Annotated in this window: 21 protein-coding genes, 1 tRNA gene, 1 rRNA gene and 1 riboswitch; of the genes, 7 read left to right on the top strand and 16 right to left on the bottom strand. The window is 58.6% G+C overall.

Annotated elements, in window-relative coordinates:
* The first annotated feature begins 86 nt into the window (after positions 1 to 86).
* The 3 genes from rpsO (at position 87) to ACQZ5K_RS00105 (ending at position 3,872) form a co-directional block, all read left to right on the top strand.
* Positions 87 to 356 carry a 30S ribosomal protein S15 gene (rpsO, locus tag ACQZ5K_RS00115; protein ID WP_004439050.1) on the top strand — a complete coding sequence of 90 codons (270 nt, stop codon included), beginning with the start codon at positions 87 to 89 and terminating at the stop codon, positions 354 to 356.
* Positions 357 to 632: 276 nt separating this feature from the next.
* Positions 633 to 2,780, top strand: a complete 2,148-nt coding sequence (pnp, locus tag ACQZ5K_RS00110) for a polyribonucleotide nucleotidyltransferase (protein ID WP_448739334.1) — start codon at positions 633 to 635, stop codon at positions 2,778 to 2,780.
* 75 nt (positions 2,781 to 2,855) lie between these two features.
* Positions 2,856 to 3,872, top strand: coding sequence for a class I SAM-dependent methyltransferase (locus tag ACQZ5K_RS00105; RefSeq protein WP_448739333.1), 1,017 nt, complete (start codon positions 2,856 to 2,858; stop codon positions 3,870 to 3,872).
* Positions 3,873 to 3,889: 17 nt separating this feature from the next.
* On the opposite strand, the gene ACQZ5K_RS00100 is transcribed toward ACQZ5K_RS00105, so the two are convergent.
* The gene (locus ACQZ5K_RS00100; protein ID WP_003524298.1) at positions 3,890 to 4,834 is read right to left on the bottom strand and encodes an AEC family transporter; all 945 of its coding nucleotides are present in this window, start codon (positions 4,832 to 4,834) and stop codon (positions 3,890 to 3,892) included.
* 477 nt (positions 4,835 to 5,311) lie between these two features.
* Here ACQZ5K_RS00100 and ACQZ5K_RS00095 point away from each other — a divergent pair, with 477 nt between their 5' ends.
* The gene (locus tag ACQZ5K_RS00095; protein ID WP_080818462.1) at positions 5,312 to 6,304 is read left to right on the top strand and encodes an adenosine kinase; all 993 of its coding nucleotides are present in this window, start codon (positions 5,312 to 5,314) and stop codon (positions 6,302 to 6,304) included.
* Here the strand turns inward: ACQZ5K_RS00095 and ACQZ5K_RS00090 are convergent.
* Complete coding sequence (locus ACQZ5K_RS00090) at positions 6,297 to 6,830, bottom strand: SH3 domain-containing protein (protein WP_026363850.1); 534 nt, start codon at positions 6,828 to 6,830, stop codon at positions 6,297 to 6,299. The two genes, ACQZ5K_RS00095 and ACQZ5K_RS00090, sit on opposite strands and share 8 nt — an antisense overlap.
* Before the next feature lie 180 nt (positions 6,831 to 7,010).
* Here ACQZ5K_RS00090 and ACQZ5K_RS00085 point away from each other — a divergent pair, with 180 nt between their 5' ends.
* Positions 7,011 to 8,015: a 2-hydroxyacid dehydrogenase gene (locus ACQZ5K_RS00085; protein ID WP_448739332.1), complete on the top strand. Its 1,005-nt coding sequence runs from the start codon at positions 7,011 to 7,013 to the stop codon at positions 8,013 to 8,015.
* A 6-nt stretch (positions 8,016 to 8,021) separates the two neighbouring features.
* Here ACQZ5K_RS00085 and ACQZ5K_RS00080 read toward each other — a convergent pair whose 3' ends face one another.
* Genes ACQZ5K_RS00080 through recF form a run of 3 tightly spaced genes read right to left on the bottom strand, consistent with a single transcriptional unit; the run spans position 8,022 to position 10,412 of the window.
* On the bottom strand, positions 8,022 to 8,498 hold the full coding sequence (locus ACQZ5K_RS00080) for a GNAT family N-acetyltransferase (protein WP_448739331.1): 477 nt from the start codon (positions 8,496 to 8,498) through the stop codon (positions 8,022 to 8,024).
* Entirely contained in the window at positions 8,495 to 9,262 is a 768-nt protein-coding gene (locus tag ACQZ5K_RS00075; protein WP_448739330.1) for a molybdopterin-synthase adenylyltransferase MoeB, read from the bottom strand. The genes ACQZ5K_RS00080 and ACQZ5K_RS00075 overlap by 4 nt, the downstream gene beginning before the upstream one ends.
* A 22-nt stretch (positions 9,263 to 9,284) precedes the next feature.
* Positions 9,285 to 10,412, bottom strand: coding sequence for a DNA replication/repair protein RecF (gene recF / locus ACQZ5K_RS00070; RefSeq protein ID WP_448739329.1), 1,128 nt, complete (start codon positions 10,410 to 10,412; stop codon positions 9,285 to 9,287).
* A 153-nt stretch (positions 10,413 to 10,565) separates the two neighbouring features.
* Here recF and ACQZ5K_RS00065 point away from each other — a divergent pair, with 153 nt between their 5' ends.
* The gene (locus tag ACQZ5K_RS00065) at positions 10,566 to 11,669 is read left to right on the top strand and encodes an alpha/beta hydrolase (protein WP_448739328.1); all 1,104 of its coding nucleotides are present in this window, start codon (positions 10,566 to 10,568) and stop codon (positions 11,667 to 11,669) included.
* 29 nt (positions 11,670 to 11,698) lie between these two features.
* Here the strand turns inward: ACQZ5K_RS00065 and nrdF are convergent, their stop codons facing one another.
* The 8 genes from nrdF to ACQZ5K_RS00025 all read right to left on the bottom strand — a co-directional run bounded on the left by nrdF (position 11,699) and on the right by ACQZ5K_RS00025 (position 19,851).
* Positions 11,699 to 12,673, bottom strand: coding sequence for a class 1b ribonucleoside-diphosphate reductase subunit beta (gene nrdF, locus ACQZ5K_RS00060; RefSeq protein WP_142779954.1), 975 nt, complete (start codon positions 12,671 to 12,673; stop codon positions 11,699 to 11,701).
* Positions 12,674 to 12,689: 16 nt separating this feature from the next.
* Complete coding sequence (gene nrdE, locus ACQZ5K_RS00055) at positions 12,690 to 14,879, bottom strand: class 1b ribonucleoside-diphosphate reductase subunit alpha (RefSeq protein WP_448739327.1); 2,190 nt, start codon at positions 14,877 to 14,879, stop codon at positions 12,690 to 12,692.
* Positions 14,867 to 15,265 carry a class Ib ribonucleoside-diphosphate reductase assembly flavoprotein NrdI gene (gene nrdI / locus ACQZ5K_RS00050; protein WP_020812691.1) on the bottom strand — a complete coding sequence of 133 codons (399 nt, stop codon included), beginning with the start codon at positions 15,263 to 15,265 and terminating at the stop codon, positions 14,867 to 14,869. Before nrdI ends, nrdE begins: the two co-directional genes overlap by 13 nt.
* Before the next feature lie 12 nt (positions 15,266 to 15,277).
* Positions 15,278 to 15,499, bottom strand: a complete 222-nt coding sequence (gene nrdH / locus ACQZ5K_RS00045; protein WP_010970634.1) for a glutaredoxin-like protein NrdH — start codon at positions 15,497 to 15,499, stop codon at positions 15,278 to 15,280.
* A gap of 256 nt (positions 15,500 to 15,755) precedes the next feature.
* A riboswitch (cobalamin riboswitch) is annotated at positions 15,756 to 15,979 on the bottom strand.
* A gap of 133 nt (positions 15,980 to 16,112) precedes the next feature.
* Entirely contained in the window at positions 16,113 to 16,742 is a 630-nt protein-coding gene (locus ACQZ5K_RS00040; RefSeq protein WP_448739326.1) for a nucleoside triphosphate hydrolase, read from the bottom strand.
* Positions 16,739 to 17,521 carry an ATP-binding cassette domain-containing protein gene (locus ACQZ5K_RS00035; RefSeq protein WP_003524281.1) on the bottom strand — a complete coding sequence of 261 codons (783 nt, stop codon included), beginning with the start codon at positions 17,519 to 17,521 and terminating at the stop codon, positions 16,739 to 16,741. Before ACQZ5K_RS00035 ends, ACQZ5K_RS00040 begins: the two co-directional genes overlap by 4 nt.
* Positions 17,521 to 18,603: an ABC transporter permease gene (locus ACQZ5K_RS00030; RefSeq protein ID WP_003524280.1), complete on the bottom strand. Its 1,083-nt coding sequence runs from the start codon at positions 18,601 to 18,603 to the stop codon at positions 17,521 to 17,523. The genes ACQZ5K_RS00035 and ACQZ5K_RS00030 overlap by 1 nt, the downstream gene beginning before the upstream one ends.
* 225 nt (positions 18,604 to 18,828) lie before the next feature.
* Complete coding sequence (locus ACQZ5K_RS00025; RefSeq protein WP_003524279.1) at positions 18,829 to 19,851, bottom strand: sugar ABC transporter substrate-binding protein; 1,023 nt, start codon at positions 19,849 to 19,851, stop codon at positions 18,829 to 18,831.
* Between the two features lie 264 nt (positions 19,852 to 20,115).
* Here ACQZ5K_RS00025 and ACQZ5K_RS00020 point away from each other — a divergent pair, with 264 nt between their 5' ends.
* Positions 20,116 to 21,348 carry an ROK family transcriptional regulator gene (locus ACQZ5K_RS00020; protein WP_425648112.1) on the top strand — a complete coding sequence of 411 codons (1,233 nt, stop codon included), beginning with the start codon at positions 20,116 to 20,118 and terminating at the stop codon, positions 21,346 to 21,348.
* Positions 21,349 to 21,404: 56 nt separating this feature from the next.
* Here ACQZ5K_RS00020 and recQ read toward each other — a convergent pair whose 3' ends face one another.
* The 3 genes from recQ to rrf form a co-directional block, all read right to left on the bottom strand.
* Positions 21,405 to 23,213: a DNA helicase RecQ gene (recQ, locus tag ACQZ5K_RS00015; RefSeq protein WP_448739325.1), complete on the bottom strand. Its 1,809-nt coding sequence runs from the start codon at positions 23,211 to 23,213 to the stop codon at positions 21,405 to 21,407.
* 208 nt (positions 23,214 to 23,421) lie between these two features.
* Positions 23,422 to 23,498, bottom strand: a tRNA-Met gene (locus ACQZ5K_RS00010).
* A 101-nt stretch (positions 23,499 to 23,599) separates the two neighbouring features.
* Positions 23,600 to 23,714 (bottom strand): 5S ribosomal RNA (gene rrf, locus ACQZ5K_RS00005).
* Between the last annotated feature and the right edge of the window lie 456 nt (positions 23,715 to 24,170).

Raw genomic sequence — 24,170 nt, 5'->3', positions numbered from 1 at the left:
TTTGCCTATGCTGCTGAATGGCCAGAGCTGGACGACATCCCGGCTTTAGGCGTCCCATTTTTCCTTAAAACAGAAAGGATCGTCCGATGTCGATTACTGCAGAGCGCAAAGCCGCCCTCATCAAGGAATATGCCACGAAGGAAGGCGACACCGGTTCGCCGGAAGTTCAGGTCGCAATCCTCACCGAGCGGATCAACAACCTGACCGGTCACTTCAAGGACCACAAGAAGGACAACCACTCCCGTCGTGGCCTTCTGACGCTGGTTTCGAGCCGTCGTTCGCTTCTCGACTATCTGAAGAAGAAGGACGAAGCCCGTTACACCAAGCTGATCGGTGCTCTCGGCATTCGCCGCTAATAACTTCTCCGGCGGGTTTCGCAACGATGCCCGCCGGTTTTTATATCCGGCCTTTGAGGCCACAGAAATTTCCGGGCGTTCGCCGCAAATGTGGCCCCGGACGATAAGGGTGACCCGGATGGGCCGGTGCCGCCTTTTTCAACCGCAGACCTGTCATGGGGCAGGATTGCCGGATGCTTCTTTGGGAAGCCTCCCGCTGTCTTGCCCGTGATTGAGTCACAGCGCTGCTTCCGCCGGTACGACGCCGGAGCGGGCAGCCACAACCAAGGACAAGATATGTTCAATCAACACTCCGTGGAAATCGAATGGGCAGGCCGCCCGCTGAAGCTCGAGACCGGCAAGGTTGCCCGTCAGGCTGACGGCGCCGTCATCGCAACCTACGGCGAGACGATGGTTCTCGCGACCGTGGTTTCCGCAAAGTCTCCGAAGCCCGGCCAGGACTTCTTCCCGCTGACCGTCAACTATCAGGAAAAGACCTACGCAGCCGGCAAGATCCCCGGTGGCTACTTCAAGCGCGAAGGCCGTCCGAGCGAAAACGAAACGCTGGTTTCGCGCCTGATCGACCGCCCGATCCGCCCGCTGTTCCCTGAAGGCTACAAGAACGACACGCAGGTCGTCGTGACCGTTATCCAGCACGATCTGGAAAACAACCCGGACGTCCTGTCGATGGTTGCGGCTTCCGCAGCGCTGACGCTCTCCGGCGTTCCCTTCATGGGCCCGGTTGGCGGCGCGCGCGTTGGCTACATCAACGGTGAGTATGTTCTTAACCCGCATCTGGACGAAATGGACGAGTCTGTTCTCGACCTCGTCGTTGCCGGCACGCAGGACGCCGTTTTGATGGTTGAGTCCGAGGCCAAGGAACTCAACGAAGAAATCATGCTCGGTGCCGTCATGTTCGGTCATCGCGGCTTCCAGCCGGTTATCGACGCGATCATCAAGCTCGCCGAAGTTGCTGCCAAGGAACCGCGCGAATTCGAACCGGAAGATTTCTCCGCGCTCGAAAACGAAATGCTGGCGCTCGCCGAAGGCGAACTGCGCGACGCCTACAAGATCACCGAAAAGGCAGCCCGCTACGCCGCCGTCGACGCTGTCAAGGCAAAGGTGAAGGCACACTTCCTGCCGGAAGAAGGCGAAGCCAAGTACACGCCGGAAGAAATCGGCGCGGTCTTCAAGCACCTTCAGGCAAAAATCGTTCGCTGGAACGTTCTCGACACCAAGAGCCGTATCGATGGCCGCGACCTGTCAACCGTTCGTCCGATCATCTCGGAAGTCGGCCTGCTGCCGCGCACGCACGGTTCGGCGCTGTTCACCCGCGGTGAAACCCAGGCGATCGTTGTCGCGACCCTCGGCACCGGCGAAGACGAGCAGTATGTCGACAGCCTCACCGGCATGTACAAGGAACGCTTCCTGCTGCATTACAACTTCCCGCCCTACTCGGTCGGCGAAACAGGCCGCATGGGTTCCCCGGGCCGTCGCGAAATCGGTCACGGCAAGCTCGCATGGCGCGCTATCCGCCCGATGCTGCCGACTGCGGAGCAGTTCCCCTACACGCTGCGCGTCGTTTCCGAAATCACCGAGTCCAATGGCTCCTCGTCGATGGCAACGGTTTGCGGCACCTCGCTCGCACTGATGGACGCCGGCGTTCCGCTGGCCAAGCCGGTTGCCGGTATCGCCATGGGCCTCATCCTCGAAGGCGAGCGCTTTGCGGTTCTCTCCGACATCCTCGGTGACGAAGACCACCTCGGCGACATGGACTTCAAGGTTGCGGGTACGGCCGACGGCATCACCTCGCTGCAGATGGACATCAAGATCGCCGGCATCACCGAAGAGATCATGAAGATCGCTCTGGAGCAGGCACAGGGTGGCCGCAAGCACATCCTCGGCGAAATGGCCAATGCCATCACCGAGAGCCGCAGCCAGCTCGGCGAATTCGCACCGCGCATCGAAGTGATGAACATTCCGGTCGACAAGATCCGTGAAGTCATCGGTTCCGGCGGCAAGGTCATTCGCGAAATCGTCGAAAAGACCGGCGCGAAGATCAACATCGAAGACGACGGCACCGTAAAGATCGCTTCTTCTTCCGGCAAGGAAATCGAAGCGGCTCGCAAGTGGATCCACTCCATCGTTGCGGAACCGGAAGTCGGCCAGATCTACGAAGGCACGGTTGTGAAGACCGCTGACTTCGGCGCTTTCGTCAACTTCTTCGGCGCCCGTGACGGCCTCGTCCACATCTCGCAGCTCGCTTCCGAGCGTGTCGCCAAGACCTCTGACGTCGTCAAGGAAGGCGACAAGGTCTGGGTCAAGCTGATGGGCTTCGACGAGCGTGGCAAGGTTCGCCTGTCCATGAAGGTTGTCGACCAGGCAACCGGCAAGGAAGTCGCTGCCGACAAGAAGAAGGAAGACGGCGAAGCCGCTGCCGAATAAGGCCGCGCCGCCAGACCCTATCGAGGCGCGGGTTTTGCCCGCGCCTTTTTTCTATTCGACCTTAAGGATGCTCCCATGAGCCGTGACGCCGTGAAAACCCTTTTCCATCCCTTTGCCTCGGACATGCTTTCCATGCCGAAAGAGGGCGAACGCGTTCTGTTTCTGGGAGCGGAAGCCGGTCCCCGGCTGGATGGTTTTGACGCGGAGATCGTCGCGGTTCAACATCTACGGCCGCTTTATCGTGCTCTGCAGGCTCAAGGCGCAGAGGTGACACCGGATATTTCAGGCGAGGATTACGATGCGGCGTTGCTGCTTTGCGGCAAACATCGCGGCGAGAATGAAAACCGCGTCGCCGAAGCGCTTTCGCGCGTGAAGGCGGGTGGCCTGATCGTCGCGGCCGGGTCGAAGGAAGACGGTATCGTGACGCTACGCAAGACGCTGGCAAAGCTTGGCATCGAAGCGGAATCCACGCCGAAATATCACGGCGTCGCTCTCTGGTTCAAACGACCGGACGATGTTGCATCTGCCGTGGCGAAACTTGCCCAGAAGCCCGTTACGGTCGAAGGCCGCTTCACCGCCCTGCCCGGCATGTTTTCCCATGACCGCGTGGATGACGGCTCGGAACTGCTCGCATCGCGCCTGCCGGCCGATTTTGACGGCAATGCTGCCGATTTCGGTGCCGGCTGGGGTTATCTCTCCGTTATGCTGGCGGAAAAATCGCCGCGCACGGCCCGTATCGATCTGTTCGAGGCGGACTGGAATGCGCTGGAATTCGCCAAGACCAATCTTCTCGAAAACAATCCGAGGTTGACGGCGCGTTTCTTCTGGCAGGATCTGGCAAACGAACCGCCGAAGGAAAAATACGACCTCATCATCATGAACCCGCCTTTCCATGCGGCGGGACAGGCAGCAGAACCTGCCCTCGGCCAGGCCTTCATCAAGGCTGCCGCCGGCGCGCTGCGCAGCGGCGGCAAGCTGCTGATGGTCGCCAATCGCGGCATGCCCTATGAGCCGGTGCTCGCGGCGGAATTCCGCACCAGCATTGAGGTGTGCCGTAACGCCCGCTTCAAGATTCTGAGCGCCCAGAAATAATCAACTCGGCAGAATAATCAGCTCAGCAGCCATGCCCACAGCGACACGGAAAGAACGCCGGTCGCCGTGGAAATGCTGATGGTGGAGGCCGCAACGCTGTGGCCGATGCCAAAGCGGTTGGCGATCAGCCAGGCATTCACGCCCGTCGGCACGGAGGATGTGAGCACAAGCGCTGCCGTCCATTCCCGGCTGAGGCCGAGAAAGTGACCCATGGCCCAGACACAGGCCGGGAAAAACAGCAGCTTGAACACCGTCATGGTAACGGCAATGCCGAGATTGCCGCGAATGGTGTATTTCGTCAGCGCCATGCCGAGCGAGATAAGCGCCGCCGGCCCCGCCATGGAGGCGATCTGATCGACCACGGTTTTCAGGATGGGCGTCAGCGCCACGCCGGAAACATTGGTAGAAAGCCCGATGAACAGGCCGATCACCAAAGGATTGGTGATGAGGTTGCGGCCCACCTGCTTGAAGACCGCCGCCATGCTTCGCTTTTCCCCGCCGACCGCCTTGTGCGTGGCGTTTTCCATCAGGATCGTACCCGCGATCATCATCACAGGTAGATGGATGGCGAGCAGGATGGAGAGAGCCACCAGCCCCTCATCCCCGACGGAGCGCCCGACCAGCGGCAGGCCGATGAAGATATTGTTCGCAAATGCCGAGGAAATGCCGGCAATGACGGCGATGCGGACATCCTGCTTGAAGACATAACGGGTGACGATATGCCCGACCGTCCAGGTGACGGCCACGCCGGCGAAATAGGTGATCCAGAGCCGGAAGGGCGAAGCACCGTGAAAATTCGCTTCCGCAAGTGTGCGGAAGATCAAGGTCGGCACGGCGATCTTGAACACGAAATCGCTGAGGATATCGCCGGCATCGGCCCTGAACAGACCGGCCTTGACGGTGAGCCAGCCGATCAGGATGAGAATGAAAATCGGGGCGACATTCGCGGCAACGGCAGACATGGAGGGAAAGCTTTCGCGGCTTTTGCGGGAGATACTCCGCTTTAGAGCCTTTTCCATAGGAATGGAATCGCGAAAACGCTCCCACTCTTTGTTTTCGCCAAATGGGCGCCCAAGAAGGAGGAGGCCAGTGAGCCGCTTCGGATAGAAAGCGCGTCTTGCCCGTAAAATTCGCAAGGCCGAATGTTGCCCAAAAGAAAAAGCGGGGTCTCCCCCGCCTTTTATGTCCGTTATATGCCGCCAGTACATCCGTGGCGGAGATAACGGTTGAGCCAGAAGACCATCATGTCTTCCATTCCGGTATGCATTCACACACCTTTTGCTCTGACAAATGAAATAGCTTAACCACATTACAGGCAGATGACGCGTTTTCGCTCCTCGCGGAGAACCGCATATTTTCTGTCTGGGCTTTTCTTGCCGCCAGAAATGTTTAAGACCTTTCGAAAAATACGCACACACCGTGCGAAACGGATAGGGCCTATGACGAAATTCGACGTACTGACTGTCGGCAATGCCATCGTCGACATCATTTCCCGCTGCGACGATCGCTTTCTCAACGACAATGCCATTACCAAAGGCGCGATGAACCTCATCGATGCGGAACGGGCCGAGTTGCTTTACTCGCTGATGGGACCGGCTCTCGAAGCCTCTGGCGGCAGCGCTGGCAACACGGCGGCAGGCGTGGCCAATTTCGGCGGCAAGGCCGCCTATTTCGGCAAGGTGGCCGAAGACCAGCTCGGCGAAATCTTCCAGCACGATATTCGCGCGCAGGGCGTCTATTTCGAAACCAAGCCGGAAGGCACCTTCCCGCCGACTGCGCGTTCGATGATCTTCGTCACCGAAGATGGCGAGCGTTCGATGAATACCTATCTCGGCGCCTGCGTCGATCTCGGTCCAGAAGACGTGGAAGAAGACGTGGTGGCGGATACGAAAGTCACCTACTTCGAGGGTTACCTTTGGGACCCGCCGCGCGCCAAGGACGCCATTCGCGAATGCGCCCGCATTGCCCATGAAAACGGCCGCGAAGTCTCCATGACGCTTTCCGACAGCTTCTGCGTCGGCCGCTACCGCGACGAATTCCTCGACCTGATGCGTTCCGGTACTGTGGACATTGTTTTCGCCAACAAGCAGGAAGCGCTTTCGCTTTACGAAACCGACGATTTCGAGCTTGCTCTGACCAAAATCGCAGCCGACTGCAAGATCGCAGCGGTGACGATGAGCGAGGAAGGCGCCGTCATCCTGCGCGGCACGGAACGTGTGAAGGTCGAAGCCTATCCGGTGCATGATGTGGTCGACACGACGGGCGCCGGCGATCTTTTCGCCGCCGGCTTCCTGTTCGGTTATACGCAGGACCGGTCGCTCGAAGATTGCGGCAAGCTCGGCTGCCTTGCGGCGGCTGCCGTCATTCAGCAGGTCGGGCCGCGCCCGATGTCATCGCTCAAGGCGCTTGGTGAGAAGCACGGCCTTATTTAAAGGCTTCACCGGGGTAAGCACCCCAGATTTCGCCCTGTGAAACCCAGCCCGAGGCCTGACCGGCCTCAGCGCGGCACCAGTCGCCGTTGCATTCGCCGATGCGGAAGACGACGCCCGGCTCAAGCCGTGCCACGACGGAAGCGCCCGACTGCGCCTCACGGCGCATGTTCACGTAAACTTCCTTGCCCTTGCCACGCATCCACGGAGCCGCAACGGCCGTGCGCTCACCGGAAAGCAGAGCCTGGTTGACCCAGCCTTCCGTCCCGTCAGCATCGCGGATGCGCCGCCAGTTTTCATATTCCTGAATGATTTCCACCGGCATTCCCGATTTGAGATACATCCATGACACGGCATAATCCGTGCTCGGTCCGATGCGCATGTTGACGCGCTTGGATTTCAGGCTGACAAAACGTGGCAGCGGCAGGCCGCTTGCGCCTTTGGCGGCACCCTGCGCCATGGCGTCGGTTGCCGCACCGAGGAGGCCCAAAGACAATGCAATGCAAACGATAGAAACCACACTGCGCATGCCCATTTCCGTTTCCCGCCTTCTGCAAACCGGATGATATTTAAGGAGGCTCGCTTCCACATGCCTCAAGCTTCAGCGAGTTTTATTTGTCTTCGCCGGTGGGTCTGGTAGAAACGCCCTGATTGAAAGAAATTATCGCTCTTTCTGGTTAATGACTTCTGAACAAGGCAGCGGCAAACGATGACCCACAAGAAGAGACCGACAGTCTATATCACCCGCAAATTGCCTGACGTCGTCGAAACCAGAATGCGCGAACTCTTCGATGCCGAACTGAATATCGACGATACGCTGCGAAGCGAAGACGAGCTTGTGGCCGCCTTGCAGCGGGTCGACGTTCTGGTGCCCACTGTCACTGATCGCATCACCGCCGCCATGATCGAGAAAGCCGGACCGCAGCTGAAGCTGATTGCGAGCTTTTCCAACGGTATAGACCATGTGGATGTGGATGCAGCCGCCCGAAAGGGCATTACCGTCACCAATACGCCCAACGTGCTGACCGAAGATACCGCCGACATTACCATGGCGCTGGCGCTTGCCGTGCCGCGCCGCATGATCGAAGGCACACGGGTGCTCGCCAATGGCGCGGACGAATGGCTGGGCTGGTCACCGACCTGGATGCTCGGGCGGCGCATTTCCGGCAAGCGCATCGGCATTGTCGGCATGGGCCGCATCGGAACGGCGGTGGCGCGGCGCGCCAAGGCCTTCGGCCTTTCCATTCATTATCACAACCGCAAACGCGTCAATCCGGCCACCGAGACGGAGCTTGAGGCGACCTACTGGGACAGTCTCGACCAGATGCTGGCGCGGGTGGATATCGTCTCCGTCAATTGCCCCTCGACGCCCGCGACCTATCACCTGATCTCGGCGCGGCGGCTGGCGCTGATGCAGCCGACCAGCTACATCGTAAACACGGCGCGCGGCGATATCATCGATGAAGCGGCGATGATCCAGTGCCTGCGCGAAGGAAAAATCGCCGGTGCCGGTCTCGATGTCTATGAGAACGAGCCTGCGGTAAACCCCAAGCTCATCAAGCTCGCCAAGGAAGGCAAGGTCGTGCTGCTTCCCCATATGGGATCGGCAACAATCGAGGGCCGTATCGAAATGGGCGACAAGGTCATCATCAATATCCGCACGCTGTTCGACGGGCACCGCCCGCCGAACCGGGTGCTGCCGGGGCGGAACTGAGCCGGTTCAGCCGAGGAATTTGGTCATTTCGATCGAGGTCGTGCGGTTATAGCCGGCATGGGCGTTTTCGGCGGTCTTGACGAAACCCCAGGCGGCGAATTTGGCATGATTGGCGATAAGCTCGATACGGGTTTCCAGCCGCAGCGCCGGTAACGCTAATTCGCGGGCCAGCGCTTCGGCCTGCTCCAGAAGCATCCTGCCTATACCCTTTCCCTGCGCTTTCGGGGAAACACAGAGTTTGCCGACATAAAGACGGGCCGGTGGCTCCGGTCGGCAAAACAGGCAACCCAGAATCTCATCGCCATCAAGCGCCACGAAAGCGATCTCCACCCTCGCCTTCGCCGCCAGATTTCCAAGCGTCAGGCGATTGGCCGAAGATGGCGGGTCGATGACGCCATCCATATAGGCGAAGGAGGACATGATGAGTGTCAGCAATTCCTGCCAGCGATTGAATTCTTCGCCGATCTTAGCGATCTCGATCATGGTTTCTTCCCAGTTGACCGCCGCTTGTATCGCACGGTTTCGAAACGGGCCGAGAGGGCGTCATAGAGGAGCAGACGGCCGATCAGCGGCTCGCCGGCACCGGTGATAACCTTGATCGCCTCCATTGCCATAAGCGTGCCGATAACTCCGGTCAGCGCGCCGACAATGCCGGTTTCCGCACAATTGGGAATGAGGCCCTGCGGCGGCGGTTCCGGAAAAAGATCGCGATAGCCGGGCAGCAGAGCACCCTCGGCATTCGTCTCATAGGGTTTCAGCACCGTCACCGAACCATCGAAACGGCCGACAGCTCCCGTTACCAACGGTCTTTTCGCAGCCTCCGCCGCATCGGCAGCCGTATAACGCGTATCGAAATTATCCGAGCCGTCGATCAGGAGATCGAAGGATGGCAAGTGGTCATGCGCCCAGACCTGCGAAAAGCGCTCTTCATAAACACGCGTGCGGACATGCGGATTGAGCCGGGCGATGGCCTTGCGCGCGCTCTCCGTCTTCAGCTCCCCAATCGTACCGGTATCGTGGATCACCTGTCGCTGCAGATTGGACAGGGAAACCACATCGTCATCGATCATGCCGAGCGTGCCGACACCGGCGGCGGCAAGATAATGCAGGACGGGAGCACCGAGGCCGCCGGCCCCGATGACCAGCACACGCGCCGCCTTCAGCCGCTGCTGGCCCACGCCGCCGATTTCCGGTAACAGGATATGGCGCTTGTAGCGTTCGATTTCTTCCGGGCTCAGCGGGTCCATGTCGCCCTCCATCTCTTAGCCGTCATGCGGTGATGCTCCCGTGGGATACATTGAAGAATCGCGCCCTGTCGCCAAGGGCGGAGAACATCGCCGTATCCGTTCCGGTCATAAAACTCTGGCCGCCAAGTGCATGAATGAGATCGAACAGAGCCGCCCGCCTGCCCTCATCCAGATGGGCGGCAATCTCGTCCAGCAGCAGAACCGGCGCATGACCAGTCATATTGGCGGTCAGCTGCGCGTGCGCAAGCACCAGCCCCACCAGCAGCGCCTTCTGTTCCCCGGTTGAGCAGCGCTCGGCCTCCATGTCCTTTTCCGCATGGCGCACGAAGAGATCGACGCGGTGCGGCCCATCCAGTGTGCGGCCGGCAGCGGCGTCACGATACCGGCCATCGCGCAACATAAGCCTGTATTCATCCTCCAGATCGACGGCGGGACGATTGAGCCCATCGTCCATGAAACCGGAGAGAGAAAGCGCCGCGGAAGGGAAAGCAGCATTGCCCGCCCGCCCCTCGATCAGGCTCTTCAAGAGGCCGAGCATCTCATAACGCGCAATCGCCATGGAGATACCGAGTTCGGCCATCTGCTTTTCGATGCCGTCCAGCCAGACCGGATCGAAGCGGCCTTCAGAAAGCAGCCGGTTGCGGCCACGCATGGCCTTTTCGAAATCGCTTGCCCGCCTTCCGTGAGCGGGATCGAGCGACAGCACCAGCCGGTCGAGGAAACGCCGGCGGTCCGAGGACGAGCCGGTAAAGAGGCCATCCATGGCCGGCGTCAGCCACAATACCCGCAGATGGTCAGTCAATTCATCGACGGATTTCACCGGCGTGCCATTCAGTCTCAGGCGACGCGACACCACCTCGCCATCCCCTTCAATTCCCGTACCGATAGCGACTTCGCCATCCATGCCCTCGACATCGGCGAAGATCGAGAAACCGGTGGCTTCGGCCCCTACCCGCGTCACATCAGACAGGGTGGCGCGGCGCAGGCCCCTTCCGGGTGAGAGAAAGGAGACGGCCTCCAGAAGATTGGTCTTGCCGGAACCGTTGTCGCCCGTCAGCACCACATGGCGGTCATCGAGCGTGAGCGCAGCCGCCGCATAATTGCGGAAGTCCGTGAGTTTCAGCCGTAAAAGCGACACCTTGTTCGTCATGTTTACGGCCTAAAACGAAGATGGACGGATAGCAAGGTGGGGAACGCCCGTCCGCACCCGAAGACCGCCGCTACAGTGCAATTCATTCTCCAGTAGCAACTTTTTTAGTCGCCGGTTATTTATGAACCGGTCCTCATCACCGGTAGCCCATTCATGCGCCTGATCTTTTCTCTCTTTCTCACCCTCGGTCTTCTCTCCTCCTGCGCAGGCCGACCGGGGGCGGATGTGCTGGAGGCCGTCAACACCAGGACCCGCGACACGAAAATCGTGACCGCCTTCGTGGCGAGCACGCGGGAGAAAAGCACGGACGCGAAAAAGGGCTTCGGGACGGAGCGGGCGATGGAGCCGAACTACGCCAGTTTCGATATTTCCATTCCGCCCACCCATAAAAGCGGGAAAATCGAATGGGCCAGCGGCAAGCCGGACCCGAACAGGGATTTCGTCGTCACCAGGGCCGATATGCTGACGAAAACGCGCTTTAATGCCGATCTTGGCGACATAGCCCGCTCCGGCAAGCAGATCGCACTTTTTGTACACGGCTATAATTACAGCTATCAGGAAGCCCTGTTCCGCGCGGCGCAGATGGCGGCGGACGCCAATATGAACGGCGTGCCGCTGGTCTTTTCCTGGCCGTCGCAGGCCTCTGTCGCCGGCTATGTGGCCGACAAGGAATCCGCGACCTTTTCACGCGATGCGCTCGCCGCGATGTTGATCGATCTCACCCGGCAGACCCCGAAAAAAAGCGTCGTCGTGTTCGGGCATAGCATGGGCGGCTGGCTGGTCATGGAGGCGCTTCGGCAATTGCGCTTCCAGGGCAGGAACGATGTAATCGCCAAGCTGCAGGTGGTGCTGGCTGCGCCCGATATCGACGCCGATGTGTTCCGCAAGCAGATCGAGGTTGTCGGCCGGCTCAACCCACCGCTCACTGTTTTCGTCTCCAAGGACGACCGCGCGCTCAAAGCCTCTTCCATCCTCGGTGCCGACGTCACTCGTATCGGTGCACTGGATGTGACCGACCGCCAAGTGCAGGAAGCCGCTCTCAAGGAGGGCGTGCAATTCGTCGACATCTCCAATCTGAAGGCATCGGACCCGCTCAACCACGACCGCTATGCGGCGCTGGCCTCCATGGTGCCGCAACTTGAGGCAAGCAGGCGCGGGGGTGATATCAACAGTGCGGGAGCCTTCGTTTTCGATGCGATCGGCGCCACCGTCGCCAGCCCCTTCCGCCTCGCGAGCCAGGTGGTGAACCCGCAATAGCTTTTGCGGGTCCTGCCGACAAACCGGCCTCAGAAATCCCAGTCTTCGTCTTCGGTCGCAACCGCCTTGCCGATGACATAGGAGGAGCCGGAGCCGGAAAAGAAGTCGTGGTTCTCGTCGGCATTGGGCGAGAGCGCCGAGAGGATCGCCGGATTGACCCGGCAGGCCTCGGCCGGAAACAGAGCCTCATAACCCAGATTCATCAGGGCCTTGTTGGCATTGTAATGCAGGAACTGTTTGACGTCCTCCGTCAGGCCGACGCCGTCATAGAGGTCTTCGGTATATTTTGCCTCGTTGTCGTAAAGTTCGAGCAGGAGATCGAAGGCGAAATCCTTGATCTCCTGTCTCTGCGTTTCGCCGAGACGCTCCAGCGCTCGCTGGAACTTGTAGCCGATATAATAACCATGCACAGCCTCATCGCGGATGATGAGGCGGATCAAATCCGCCGTGTTGGTGAGCTTGGCGCGGCTTGACCAGAACATCGGCAGGTAAAAGCCGGAATAGAACAGGAAACTTTCCAGAAACACGCTGGCGATTTTTTTCTTCAGCGGATCGCCGCTGTCATATTCCCGCATGATGAGTGCGGATTTACGCTGCAGGAACTCGTTTTCCTCAGACCAGCGATAGGCGTCGTCAACGTCAGGCGTGAGGCACAGCGTCGAGAAGATCGACGAATAGGAGCGGGCGTGCACGGCCTCCATGAAGGAGATGTTGGAAAGCACCGCCTCCTCATGCGGCGTTGCCGAATCCTCCATCAGGCGCACGGCGCCGACACCGTTCTGGATGGTGTCGAGCAATGTCAGGCCGGTGAAAACACGGATTGTCAGTTTCTGTTCTTCCGGCTTCAGCGTTCCCCAGGAGGGGATGTCGTTGGAGAGCGGCACTTTTTCCGGCAGCCAGAAATTCGAGGTCAGGCGGTTCCAGACTTCGAGGTCCTTGTCGTCCTCGATGCGGTTCCAGTTGACCGCGCGGATGCGGGACGCGGGTTTTACGGCGATATTCATTGTCTTGTCCTCCAATTCAGAGCGTGCAGGAAACGCAGCCCTGAACCTGCGTGCCTTCCAGCGCCATCTGGCGCAAACGGATGTAGTAGATGGTCTTGATGCCCTTCTTCCAGGCGTAGATCTGCGCCCGGTTGATATCGCGCGTCGTTGCCGTATCGCGGAAGAACAGCGTCAGCGACAGGCCCTGATCGACATGCTGGGTCGCTGCCGCGTAGGTATCGATGATCTTTTCCGGGCCGATTTCATAGGCATCCTGATAATATTCGAGATTGTCGTTCGAGAGGTAGGAAGCCGGGTAATAAACGCGGCCGATCTTGCCCTCTTTGCGGATTTCGATCTTCGAGACGATCGGATGAATGGAGGAGGTGGAGTGGTTGATATAGGAGATCGAGCCGGTGGGCGGCACAGCCTGGAGATTCTGGTTATAGAGACCTGATACCATCACGTCCTGCTTCAACGCCTCCCAGTCCTCCTGCGTCGGAATGGCGATACCGGCCTTTTCAAACAGCGCCTTCACCTTTTCGGTCGCAGGCAGCCATTCCCGGTCGGTATATTTGTCGAAATATTCGCCCGAGGCATATTTGGAGTTCTCAAAGCCCTTGAAGCTCAGGCCCCTTTCCACCGCCAGCCGGTTGCTGGCGCGGATAGCGTGATAGGTCACCGTGTAGAAATAGATATTGGTGAAATCGACGCCTTCTTCGGAACCGTAGAAGATGCGTTCGCGCGCCAGATAACCGTGCAGGTTCATCTGGCCAAGCCCGATGGCGTGGCTGGCATCATTGCCCTTTTCCACCGAAGGAACGGAGGAGATGTGGCTCATGTCCGACACTGCCGTCAGCGCCCGGATGGAGGTCTCGATCGTCTTGCCGAAATCGGCGGAATCCATCGCCGAAGCAATATTGAGCGAGCCGAGATTGCAGGAAATATCCTTGCCCATATGGCTATAGGATAGATCGGCATTGAACTCGCTTGCCTCGCTGACCTGCAGGATTTCCGAGCAGAGATTGCTCATGCTGATGCGGCCGGCAACCGGATTGGCGCGGTTCACCGTATCTTCGAACATGATGTAGGGGTAGCCGCTCTCAAACTGGATTTCGGCGATCACCTGGAAGAATTCGCGCGCCTTGATCTTCTTCTTTCGGATTCGGCTGTCGGCGACCATCTCGTGATATTTCTCGGTGACCGAGATTTCGGTGAAGGCCACGCCATAGACCCGCTCCACATCATAGGGCGAGAACAGGTACATATCCTCATTGTTGCGGGCGAGTTCGAAGGTAATGTCGGGTATCACCACGCCGAGCGACAGGGTCTTGATGCGGATTTTCTCGTCGGCATTTTCGCGCTTGGTATCGAGGAAGCGCATGATATCCGGGTGGTGGGCATGCAGATAGACCGCGCCGGCACCCTGTCGCGCACCAAGCTGGTTGGCATAGGAAAAACTATCCTCCAGCAGCTTCATGACAGGAATGACGCCGGAAGACTGGTTTTCGATCTGTTTGATCGGCGCTCCGAATTCGCGGATATTGGTTAAGGACAATGCTACGCCGCCGCCGCGCTTGGAAAGCTGCAGCGCCGAATTGATGGAGCGGCCGATGCTTTCCATATTGTCTTCCACACGCAGCAGAAAACACGAGACCAGCTCACCACGGCTCTTCTTGCCAGCGTTGAGGAAGGTCGGGGTTGCCGGCTGGAAGCGGCCTGAAATGATTTCATCGACCAGATTGCGGGCGAGCTGCTCATCGCCACGCGCAAGGGCCAGCGCCACCATGCAGACGCGATCCTCGTAACGCTCCAGATAACGTTTTCCGTCAAAGGTCTTCAGCGTATAGGAAGTGTAATATTTGAAGGCGCCGAGAAAGGTCGGAAAGCGGAATTTCCGGGCATAGGCCTCGTCATAGAGGTCGCGAACGAAATTGAAGGAATACTGGTCCAGCACCTCCTGTTCGTAATATCCCTCGGTCACCAGATAATCGAGCTTTTCCCTGAGGTTATGGAAAAAGACGGTATTCTGGTTGACGTGCTGAAGGAAATATTGCCGGGCGGCAAGGCGGTCCTTGTCGAGCTGGATTTTCCCGTTCTCGTCATAAAGGTTCAGCATCGCGTTCAGCGCGTGATAGTCCAGGGCCGCATCAAGCGGTTTCTGGGGTGCGGCTGCCGGCTGTTTGGCGTCCTTGTTGCGCGCGGCGCTTGAGGTCAGCGTGTCCAAAATCGTTCCAATCCATGTTTGACATTGGCGACATCTTCTTCCGTGCCGAGAAGCTCGAAGCGATAGAGAAACGGCACGGCGCATTTGCGCGAGACGATATCTCCGGCGGATGCGAAAGCTGCGCCAAAATTCGTGTTTCCCGCCGCGATGACGCCGCGAATGAGATTTCGGTTGGAGGGCTCGTTCAAAAACCGGATGACCGGCTTCGGCACGGCCCCTTTGGTGCCGCCGCCCCCATAGGTGGGGGTGACCAGCACATAGGGCTCGGACACATGGGGAACATCTTCCTCAACACCAAGCGGCAGACGAAACAGACGCCGTCCCAGTTTCAGAAGGAAACGATGGGTGTTTTCAGAGCGGCTGGAATAATAGACGATCAGGCCCATCGTCCCGCCGCCTCAGCTGATCGAGCCGATCATATCCGGCCGGAAACCCGCCCAATGGCGTTCGCCGGCAACGACGACGGGCACCTGCATGTAGCCGAGACCGCGGACATGATCGAGCGCATCCGTATCTTCGGAGATATCGATGATCTCATAGGGGACGCCGATGCGGTCGAGGGCGCGATAGGTGGCGGTGCATTGGACGCACGCGGGCTTGCTGTAAACGGTGACGGTCATAATTTCCTCTCTCGAAACCGGTTTCGGACACGGCTCAACATTGCCGATTGCAATCGCAATCGGGCGGCGATGGTTCTGTCATTAGGGTGGGCGCGCGCGGCTTTTAGCCGCGTAAAATCACTCTCTACGCCGACGAGCGCAGCAACTCAAACAAATGCACTGGCATGACTTCACCCCGAAGCTTGTTCTGGAGGGGGCAGAAAAGGGCGCACGCAAATCATTTGCGTCATACACCTTCCTCCGGACACCCCGCCCGTGGACGTTTGCGCTCAAGGCAGGTCTCCTGACTTGCGGGTCACAACATCTATTCCGGCCTTCCCGGAGCTTTCGGCTCCAGTGACCCAAATCGGAACGATGCTCACCGCTTACAGTTGCGGGGGCAGTTTCGGCCTTGCTCCGCCATAATGGCGTTACGCACCGAATTCCCGTCTTAGCTCCCGACCATTGCGAATCGGAAGAACCTCGAACACCACATATAGTATATGAGGAAATTTTCGCGTCAATGAATAGACGCACAAAAGCCCCACCCTGTGGATCAAAAAGATTCAACACATGGTCAACAAAGGCTTAACGACACATGCGCGCCGCCACTCAAACAGAGAAAAGCGTTAATCTATTCCCAGATATCGATGCGGATATCGGCGGGACGGGCGTTTTCGATCACCCTTTTTCCGTTCGGAAGATCGTTTTCGAAAAGTTTGGCGTGGATCTCAGCCTCGTCTAGATCATAGCCCTGCCACCTTTTCCGCAGCCTCTCCTCCAGCACCGCAACGGACGGCCCTACAAAAATGGTGAGGTCGAAGCTTTTGGAAAGAGTTGTCCACGGCGCCTCGTCCAGCAGCAGATAATTGCCTTCAGCAAGGATAAAGCGTGTTTCCGGCGCAATCACCCGGGCGGACGCTATGGCGATTTCACGGGAGCGGTCGAAAACCGGAACAAGCACCTCCTGCCCGCCCTTGCGGACGGCGCAGACGATATCGAGAAAACCGCGCACGTCGAATGTTTCCGGCGCGCCCTTTCGCGACAGCAGCCCCCGCTCTTCGAGGATGCCATTGTCCATATGGAATCCATCCATGGGCAGGACGGCGGCCGTTTCGCCCCGTGCCAGTAAAGCATTACAAAGGGCATCCGCCAGCGTGGATTTGCCGGCCCCAGGGGGACCGGCAATAGCGACGATAAAACGGGATTTACCTTCTGCTCGCCGAAGAACATCCCCGGCGATCGTTTCAAGCTTCAGCATCATGCGGCAAGCGTTTCCTTCGGCGCTTCCTTGGCGCCCGTCATGAAGGCGACCGCATCCGACATGGAATAGTCCTTCGGATTGATGACGCACAGACGCTTGCCGAGCCGATGGATATGAATGCGATCCGCGACCTCGAACACATGCGGCATGTTATGCGAGATGAGAACGATTGGCAGGCCTCTCGAGCGCACATCCAGAATAAGCTCCAGAACACGCCGGCTTTCCTTCACCCCGAGTGCTGCCGTCGGCTCGTCAAGAATGACGACCTTGGAGCCGAAGGCCGCTGCACGCGCCACTGCCACACCCTGACGCTGGCCCCCGGAGAGGGTTTCCACCGCCTGATTGATGTTCTGGATCGTCATCAGGCCGAGTTCCGACAGTTTCTCCCGGGCGAATTTTTCCATGGCCGGGCGGTCAAGGGCGCGGAACAGGCTGCCCTGAATGCCGGGTTTACGGATTTCCCGGCCGAGGAACATATTATCGGCTATGGAAAGCGCCGGCGACAGCGCGAGGTTCTGATAGACCGTCTCGATGCCGGCCTTGCGCGCCTCGATCGGCGAGCGGAACTGCACGGGCTGGCCTTCCAGCCGGATTTCCCCTTCATCGGGTGTCACCGCACCGGAAATCGCCTTGATGAGAGAGGATTTACCGGCGCCGTTATCGCCGATCACCGCCAGGATTTCGCCCGGATAGAGATCGAAATCGGCATGGTCGAGGGCGGTCACACGACCATAGCGCTTGACGAGATTGCGTGCTGTGAGAATGGGTTCTTTTGCCATCAGCCTGCTACCTTTCTGATCCACTGGTCGATTGCGACAGCCATGATGATGAGGACGCCGATCAACAGATAGGTCCATTGCGGGTCTGTTCCGATGAGCCTGAGGCCGAGCGAAAAGACGCCGACGATCAGGGCGCCGAAGATCATGCCCATGATGGAGCCGCGTCCACCGAACAGCGACAGGCCGCCGATAACCACTGCGGTAATGGATTCGATATTGGCAAATTGGCCCGCGGTCGGCGAAACCGAACCGATGCGGCCGATGAGGGCCCAGCCGGCGAAGGCGCAGATGAGGCCGGACAGCGTATAAACGGTGGTCAGCATGCGCTTGACGTTGACACCGGCAAGTTCGGCGGCATCCGGATCGTCCCCGACAGCATAAAGATGGCGGCCCCAGGCGGTGCGGTTCAGCACATACCAGAGCAGGGCGACGAGCAGGACCATGGCGATGACGCCATAGGTGAAGACCGCGCTGCCGACACGGATATTGGCGCCGAAGAATTGCAGGATCGGCGCCTGCTGGGCGATATCCTGGGCTCGGATCGTCTCGTTTGCGGAATAGAGGAAGTTGGTCGCCAGTACGATCTGCCACATACCAAGCGTGACGATGAAGGGTGGCAGGCGCATGCGCGAGACCAGAATGCCGTTGATGAAGCCGCAAAATGCGCCGACGGCAAGGCCACAGAGAATGGAGAGTTCCGCCGGCAAGCCGTAACGGAAGGTGAACTGTCCCATGATGACGGAGGACAGGACCATGATCGCGCCAACCGACAGATCGATGCCCGCCGTCAGGATGACCAGCGACTGCGCCGCGCCGACAATACCGACGATGGCGACCTGCTGCAAAATAAGGGTCAGCGTGAAGGCCGAGAAAAACTTGCCACCGAGAAGCAGGCCGAAAACAATCAGCGACAGCACCAGAACAATAAGCGGAACGGCCGCCGGGCTGGAGTGGAGAAAGTGCTGCAGTTTTTCCAGCACGCTCTTGTCGTGCGTATCGAAAGCGGCGACCTGCGTCGAACTTCCCGAAAGCACTTTTTCAAATTCATTATGCGGCTGAGCCCGCACCGGCTGATCGCTCATGGATTTTCCTCCCGATCGCTCTATCGCACCAGCCCTGACACCGGGTCTATCTCCAAAGAGAATGATGCGTAGATTTCAAAGTGTTGTGAAGCGGCCTATATCATCCCCGCAGGACGCGTGACGCGCTCGTTTGTTCCTTTGTCCGATCCCCCGGATCGTGCCTGATATTCATTCTGGTCCAAGGGCGGGGGCACGAATGCCCCCGCGGGTTTCAACGGTGAGGCATCAACCCCAGCACTTGTTGAGACCTTCCTTCGTATCGATCGAGTCGAGGCCCTTGACCGGCTTGTCGGTTACCAGCGTCACGCCGGTATCGACGAAGTTCTTGCCTTCGGTCGGCTTCGGCTTTTCACCCGTGTCGGCGAACTTCTTGACGGCTTCCACGCCGAGAGCCGCCATCAGCAGCGGATATTGCTGCGAGGTCGCGCCGATCACGCCTTCCGCCACGTTCTTGACGCCCGGGCAACCGCCATCGACGGAAACGATCAGAACATCCTTTTCACGGCCGACCGCCTTCAGCGCCTCATAAGCGCCGGCTGCCGCAGGTTCGTTGATGGTGTGGACGACATTGATGGTCGGGTCCTTCTGCAGCAGATTTTCCATCGCCGCGCGGCCGCCTTCTTCGTTACCATTGGTTACATCATGGCCAACGATGCGCGGATCGTTTTCATCGCCGATCTTGTTGATGTCCTTCACGTCGATGCCAAAGCCCTTCATGAAGCCCTGGTTACGCAGCACATCCACCGTCGGCTGGGAGGGGGTGAGGTTGAGGAAGGCGATCTTCGCATCCTTGGCCTTGTCGCCGAGGCTGCCGGCAGCCCATTTGCCGATCAGCTCACCAGCCAGAAGATTGTCGGTGGCGAAGGTGGAATCAGCGGCATCAACGGGTTCGAGCGGTGTATCGAGGGCGATGACCAGAAGACCGGCGTCACGCGCCTTCTGCACCGCGGGAACGATGCCCTTGGTGTCCGATGCGGTGATCAGGATACCCTTGGCACCATCGGCAATGCAGGTCTCGATGGCGGCTACCTGGCTTTCGGAATCGCCGTCGATCTTGCCGGCATAGGATTTCAGCGTCACACCAAGTTCTTTAGCCTTGGCGGTCGCGCCTTCTTTCATCTTGACGAAAAAGGGATTGGTATCGGTTTTGGTGATGAGGCAAACCGAGGTATCGGCCGCAGACGCAACGGAAGCGAAAGAAACGCCAAGCGCGAGCGCGCCCAGAAGAGCGGAAACAGTGGTCTTCATGAGATCCTCCCAATGGATATTTGAGCACCGTGACGGTTACCCGACGATCCCGTCTCCTCCGAGATCGACGACCGTTGGCTCAGATGGAACCACCAAAGGAAACGCCTGTCAATAAATAAATCCGATTGAATTATTAATTCCCTATGGCATTCTGATATGCGGCAGGGAGGAATATCGCCACGTCGTTTAACGTTGCGATAGCAAGATTGCCATAAAGCCTGCTGTATCGGTCGCGGCGGATAGGGCGGGCGGGAGGATGACACTATGAGACAATCTGTCGAGACGGCGCCGCCGGTGCCGCCCACCACCATGGATATAAGCGGCGGCGCCAACCAGATCGGAGTGCGCGCTTATAATGAGCGGCTCGTGCTGTCTCTCGTTCGCCGTCACGGCGGACTGTCAAAAGCCGAGATATCAAGACTTTGCGGCCTTTCAGCACAGACCGTCTCGGTCATCATGCGCTCGCTTGAAAAGGACGGGCTTCTCATTCGCGGTGAAAGGTTGCGCGGCAAAGTCGGCCAGCCATCGACGCCAATGCGGCTTAATCCCGACGCCGTCTTTTCTTTCGGTGTGAAGATCGGCCGACGTAGCGTCGATCTCGTGCTGATGGATTTTGTCGGCCGGATCAGGCTCAAGCTGCGCAGAACCTATCCCTACCCTCTTCCGGAATGGATACTACCCTTCGTAATCGACGGCATAACGGAACTCGAATCGAAGCTTTCCCCTGCCGAGCGGGAGAAAATTGCCGGCGTCGGCATCGCCGCTCCATTTGAATTGTGGAACTGGGCGCAGGAAGTGGGCGCTCCACAGATTGAAATGGAGAGATGGCGGGGTGTCGATATCCGGTCGGAAATTGCCGAAAACGTCAGCTATCCGGTTTTTCTGCAGAACGACGCGACCAGCGCCTGCGGCGCCGAACTGGTTTTTGGCGCAGGCCAGCACTATCCGGATTTTCTTTACGTTTTCATCGGCTCCTTCATAGGCGGCGGCGTCGTTTTGAATTCGGCGCTATTTTCCGGAAAGACGGGAACGGCCGGCGCCATCGGCCCCCTGCCGGTGCAGGGGCAGGATGGCAATACCGTCCAGCTTCTGAAAATCGCGTCGATCTTCGTTCTGGAAAACATGTTGCGCGAAAAGGGTATCGATCCGCGCCCCCTGTGGTTTTCTCCAGACGAGTGGATCGATTTCGGCGAGCCGCTGGAAAGCTGGATCAGGAAAACCGCCGCGGCGCTGGCGCAAGCCGTCATTGCCGCCGCCTCCATCATCGATTTTTCGAGCGTCATCATCGATGGCGGTTTTCCCGACTGGGTTAGAACCAGAATCGTCGCCGCCACCCGCCTTGCCCTTAAACACCACGATCTGCAGGGTGTCACGGTGCCTGACATCATCGAAGGTGCGGTCGGTAGCCAGGCGCGGGCAATCGGCGGCGCGAGCCTGCCCCTGTTTTCGCGCTATCTCATCGATCAGAACGTTCTGTTCAAGGACACGACCGGCTGAGCCTTCGCAACGCTCTGCGGTTTTATTACTCGGCTATTAATTTGGATATCCGCCGGTCATTCGCCAGCGGCGTGCTGCATGATCGCCGCCAGAAAGGCAGGTCCGTATCGCTCGAGCTTGGTATCTCCGACGCCGGGAATCCCAGCCATTTCCTTCGCCGAGGCCGGTTTTGCCGTCGCAAGTTCTATGAGGGTCTTGTCGTGGAAAATCACGTAGGGCGGAACGTTCTGTGCCCGGGCAATTTCCATGCGCTTCGCACGCAGCGCCTCAAAAAGACTGCGATCGGATTCCGGCAAGGCCGTCGATACCGTGTTGCGGGGCGTCTGCTGCCGTGCGGAACGGGGAGCGGATGGTATCCTCAGCATCAATGCCGGTTTTTCGCGAAGGAACCGCCGCCCATCCTCGGAGATGGACAGGCCGCCATGTCCCGACAAATCCACTTCAATCATGCGTAACGCAACCAGCTGACGCAGGATGGCGCGCCATGTGCGGTTGTCGTGCTCCTTGCCTATCCCGTAGGTGGTGATGCGGTCATGTCCGAAGCGGGAAATCCGCTCGTCCTCGACACCCAGCAATACGCGGATGACATAGGCCTGGCCAAAACGTTCACCCGTGCGATAAATACAGGACAGAAGTTTCTGCGCGGCGATGGCTCCGTCAAACAGGTCCGGCGGCTCGGCGCAGGTATCACAATTGCCGCAGGGCTCACACCGGTCGCCGAAATAGGAGAGCAGAACCTGCCGGCGGCAACTGGCCGTTTCTGCAAGGCCGAGCAGCGCATCGAGCTTCTGGCGCTCCATATATTTGCGTTGGTCCGCGGCATCCGATTCTTCGATGAAACGATTGCGCAGGGCAATATCTTCATAGCCATAGAGCATGAGCACGTCCGATGGCAGACCATCACGACCGGCTCGGCCCGTTTCCTGATAATAGGCCTCGATGCTGCCGGGCAGGTCGATATGAACCACGAAGCGCACATCCGGCTTGTCTATGCCCATGCCGAAGGCGACAGTCGCGACAATGATGACTGCCTCTCCGTGCTGGAAACGGGTCTGGTTTTCCTCACGAGCGGCCTTATCCATGCCAGCGTGATAGGGTAGCGCATCGCGACCCTCCTCCCGCAGCCATGCCGCCGTTTCGTCCACTTTGCGTTTGGAAAGGCAATAGACGATACCGCTCTCACCGTCGCGATCCTTCAAAAAGCGCTTCAGCTGCGCGCGCGGATTATCCTTCTCCATGATCGCATAGCGGATATTGGGACGGTCGAACCCGGCAATGAAGGCATCGTGCTCTTCAATCCCCAGGTGACCGAGAATTTCGGCGCGCGTGGGCTCGTCGGCCGTCGCCGTCAGCGCCATGCGCGGCGTATCGGGAAAACGCTCGATCAGCGTGTCTAGCTGGCGGTAGGGCGGCCGGAAATCATGCCCCCATTGCGACAGGCAATGAGCCTCGTCGACCGCGATCAGCGACAGGTCGATGGATTGCAACGCATCGAGGACATCCGGCTTGAGCAGGGTTTCCGGCGCGGCATAAAGAATATCGACCTTGCCGGCCCGCATGTCCCGCCAAAGCGCGCGCCGCTCTTCCGGGGAAAGATCGGAATTGAGAGCTTCGGCCCGCACGCCGGCCTGACGCAGGGCAGCGACCTGATCAACCATCAGTGCGATGAGCGGCGAGACGATCAACCCCATGCCATTACGAGCAAGCGCCGGAATCTGGTAACAAAGCGACTTTCCACCGCCCGTCGGCATCAAAACGAAGGCATTGTTTCCCGCCATTACATGCCGAATGATGTCGGCCTGCCGCCCGCGGAATGCATCGTAGCCATAGATGGTCTTGAGGATATGCAAGGGATCAGCGGTCACGGCGGCCTTTATCCGAACAGAAATGATGGCGCATCATCACCGTTTTCTGATCGATGGCAATGCCGAAGATGGCTTTGTTCATGGAAGTAGATTGTGGGATTGGCTTTGTGATCAGCGGCCTAGTTTTTCCCTGACGGCGGGCCCGATATCATAAGTCCAGAAACAAAAAACCCCGTCGCGAGTGCAACGGGGTTTTGTTTTGGATGTTTGGTTGCGGGGGCAGGATTTGAACCTGCGGCCTTCAGGTTATGAGCCTGACGAGCTACCGGGCTGCTCCACCCCGCGTTGACTGGTTTTATTATAGCACAAAGGCCGCATTTGCGGCCTTTTGATTTGGGCTTTTGCCCGTTTTTGTGAGAGAGAAGATTTTGAGTTGCGTTTTGCAGACCTGGCAGCGACCTACTCTCCCGCGTCTTGAGACGAAGTACCATTGGCGCTGGGGCGTTTCACGGCCGTGTTCGGAATGGGAACGGGTGCAGCCGCCCCGCGATAACCACCAGGTCGGCAAAACGCAACATATGTTCATGCGGAACGCATGAACATATGATTGCTTTGTTTGATTGGCATGCCTTATCCCGTTCGCTTTTCGCTCACGGGGGACGCCAATCGGCCATACGGTCACCTCTGATATGAGGGACCAGGTGGCCAAAGCAACCTAGTTCATGTTTTCACATGGAAACTGTTGTTTCGAGAAGCTGGGTGGCATTGCCACTTTTTATCTTATTTACACGTCTTTCTGTGACCGATCCGTATCCCACCTTTGCTCAACAGTGAGCATGGCAGCCATACAGGACGCCAGTCCGTCGCGCCTTATGGCGCGCGCCGTCCGCAGGGCCTTTGGCCCGTGAGGACAGAACAGATGTCATCGAACTTTGTTCGATGAACATATTCAATGGGAACGAAGAAGTCGATCGAGCTATTAGTAACGGTAAGCTTCACACATTGCTGTGCTTCCAC

Source organism: Agrobacterium sp. 22-226-1, from assembly GCF_053522345.1.
This window is presented reverse-complemented; position numbering and strand designations above follow the sequence as displayed.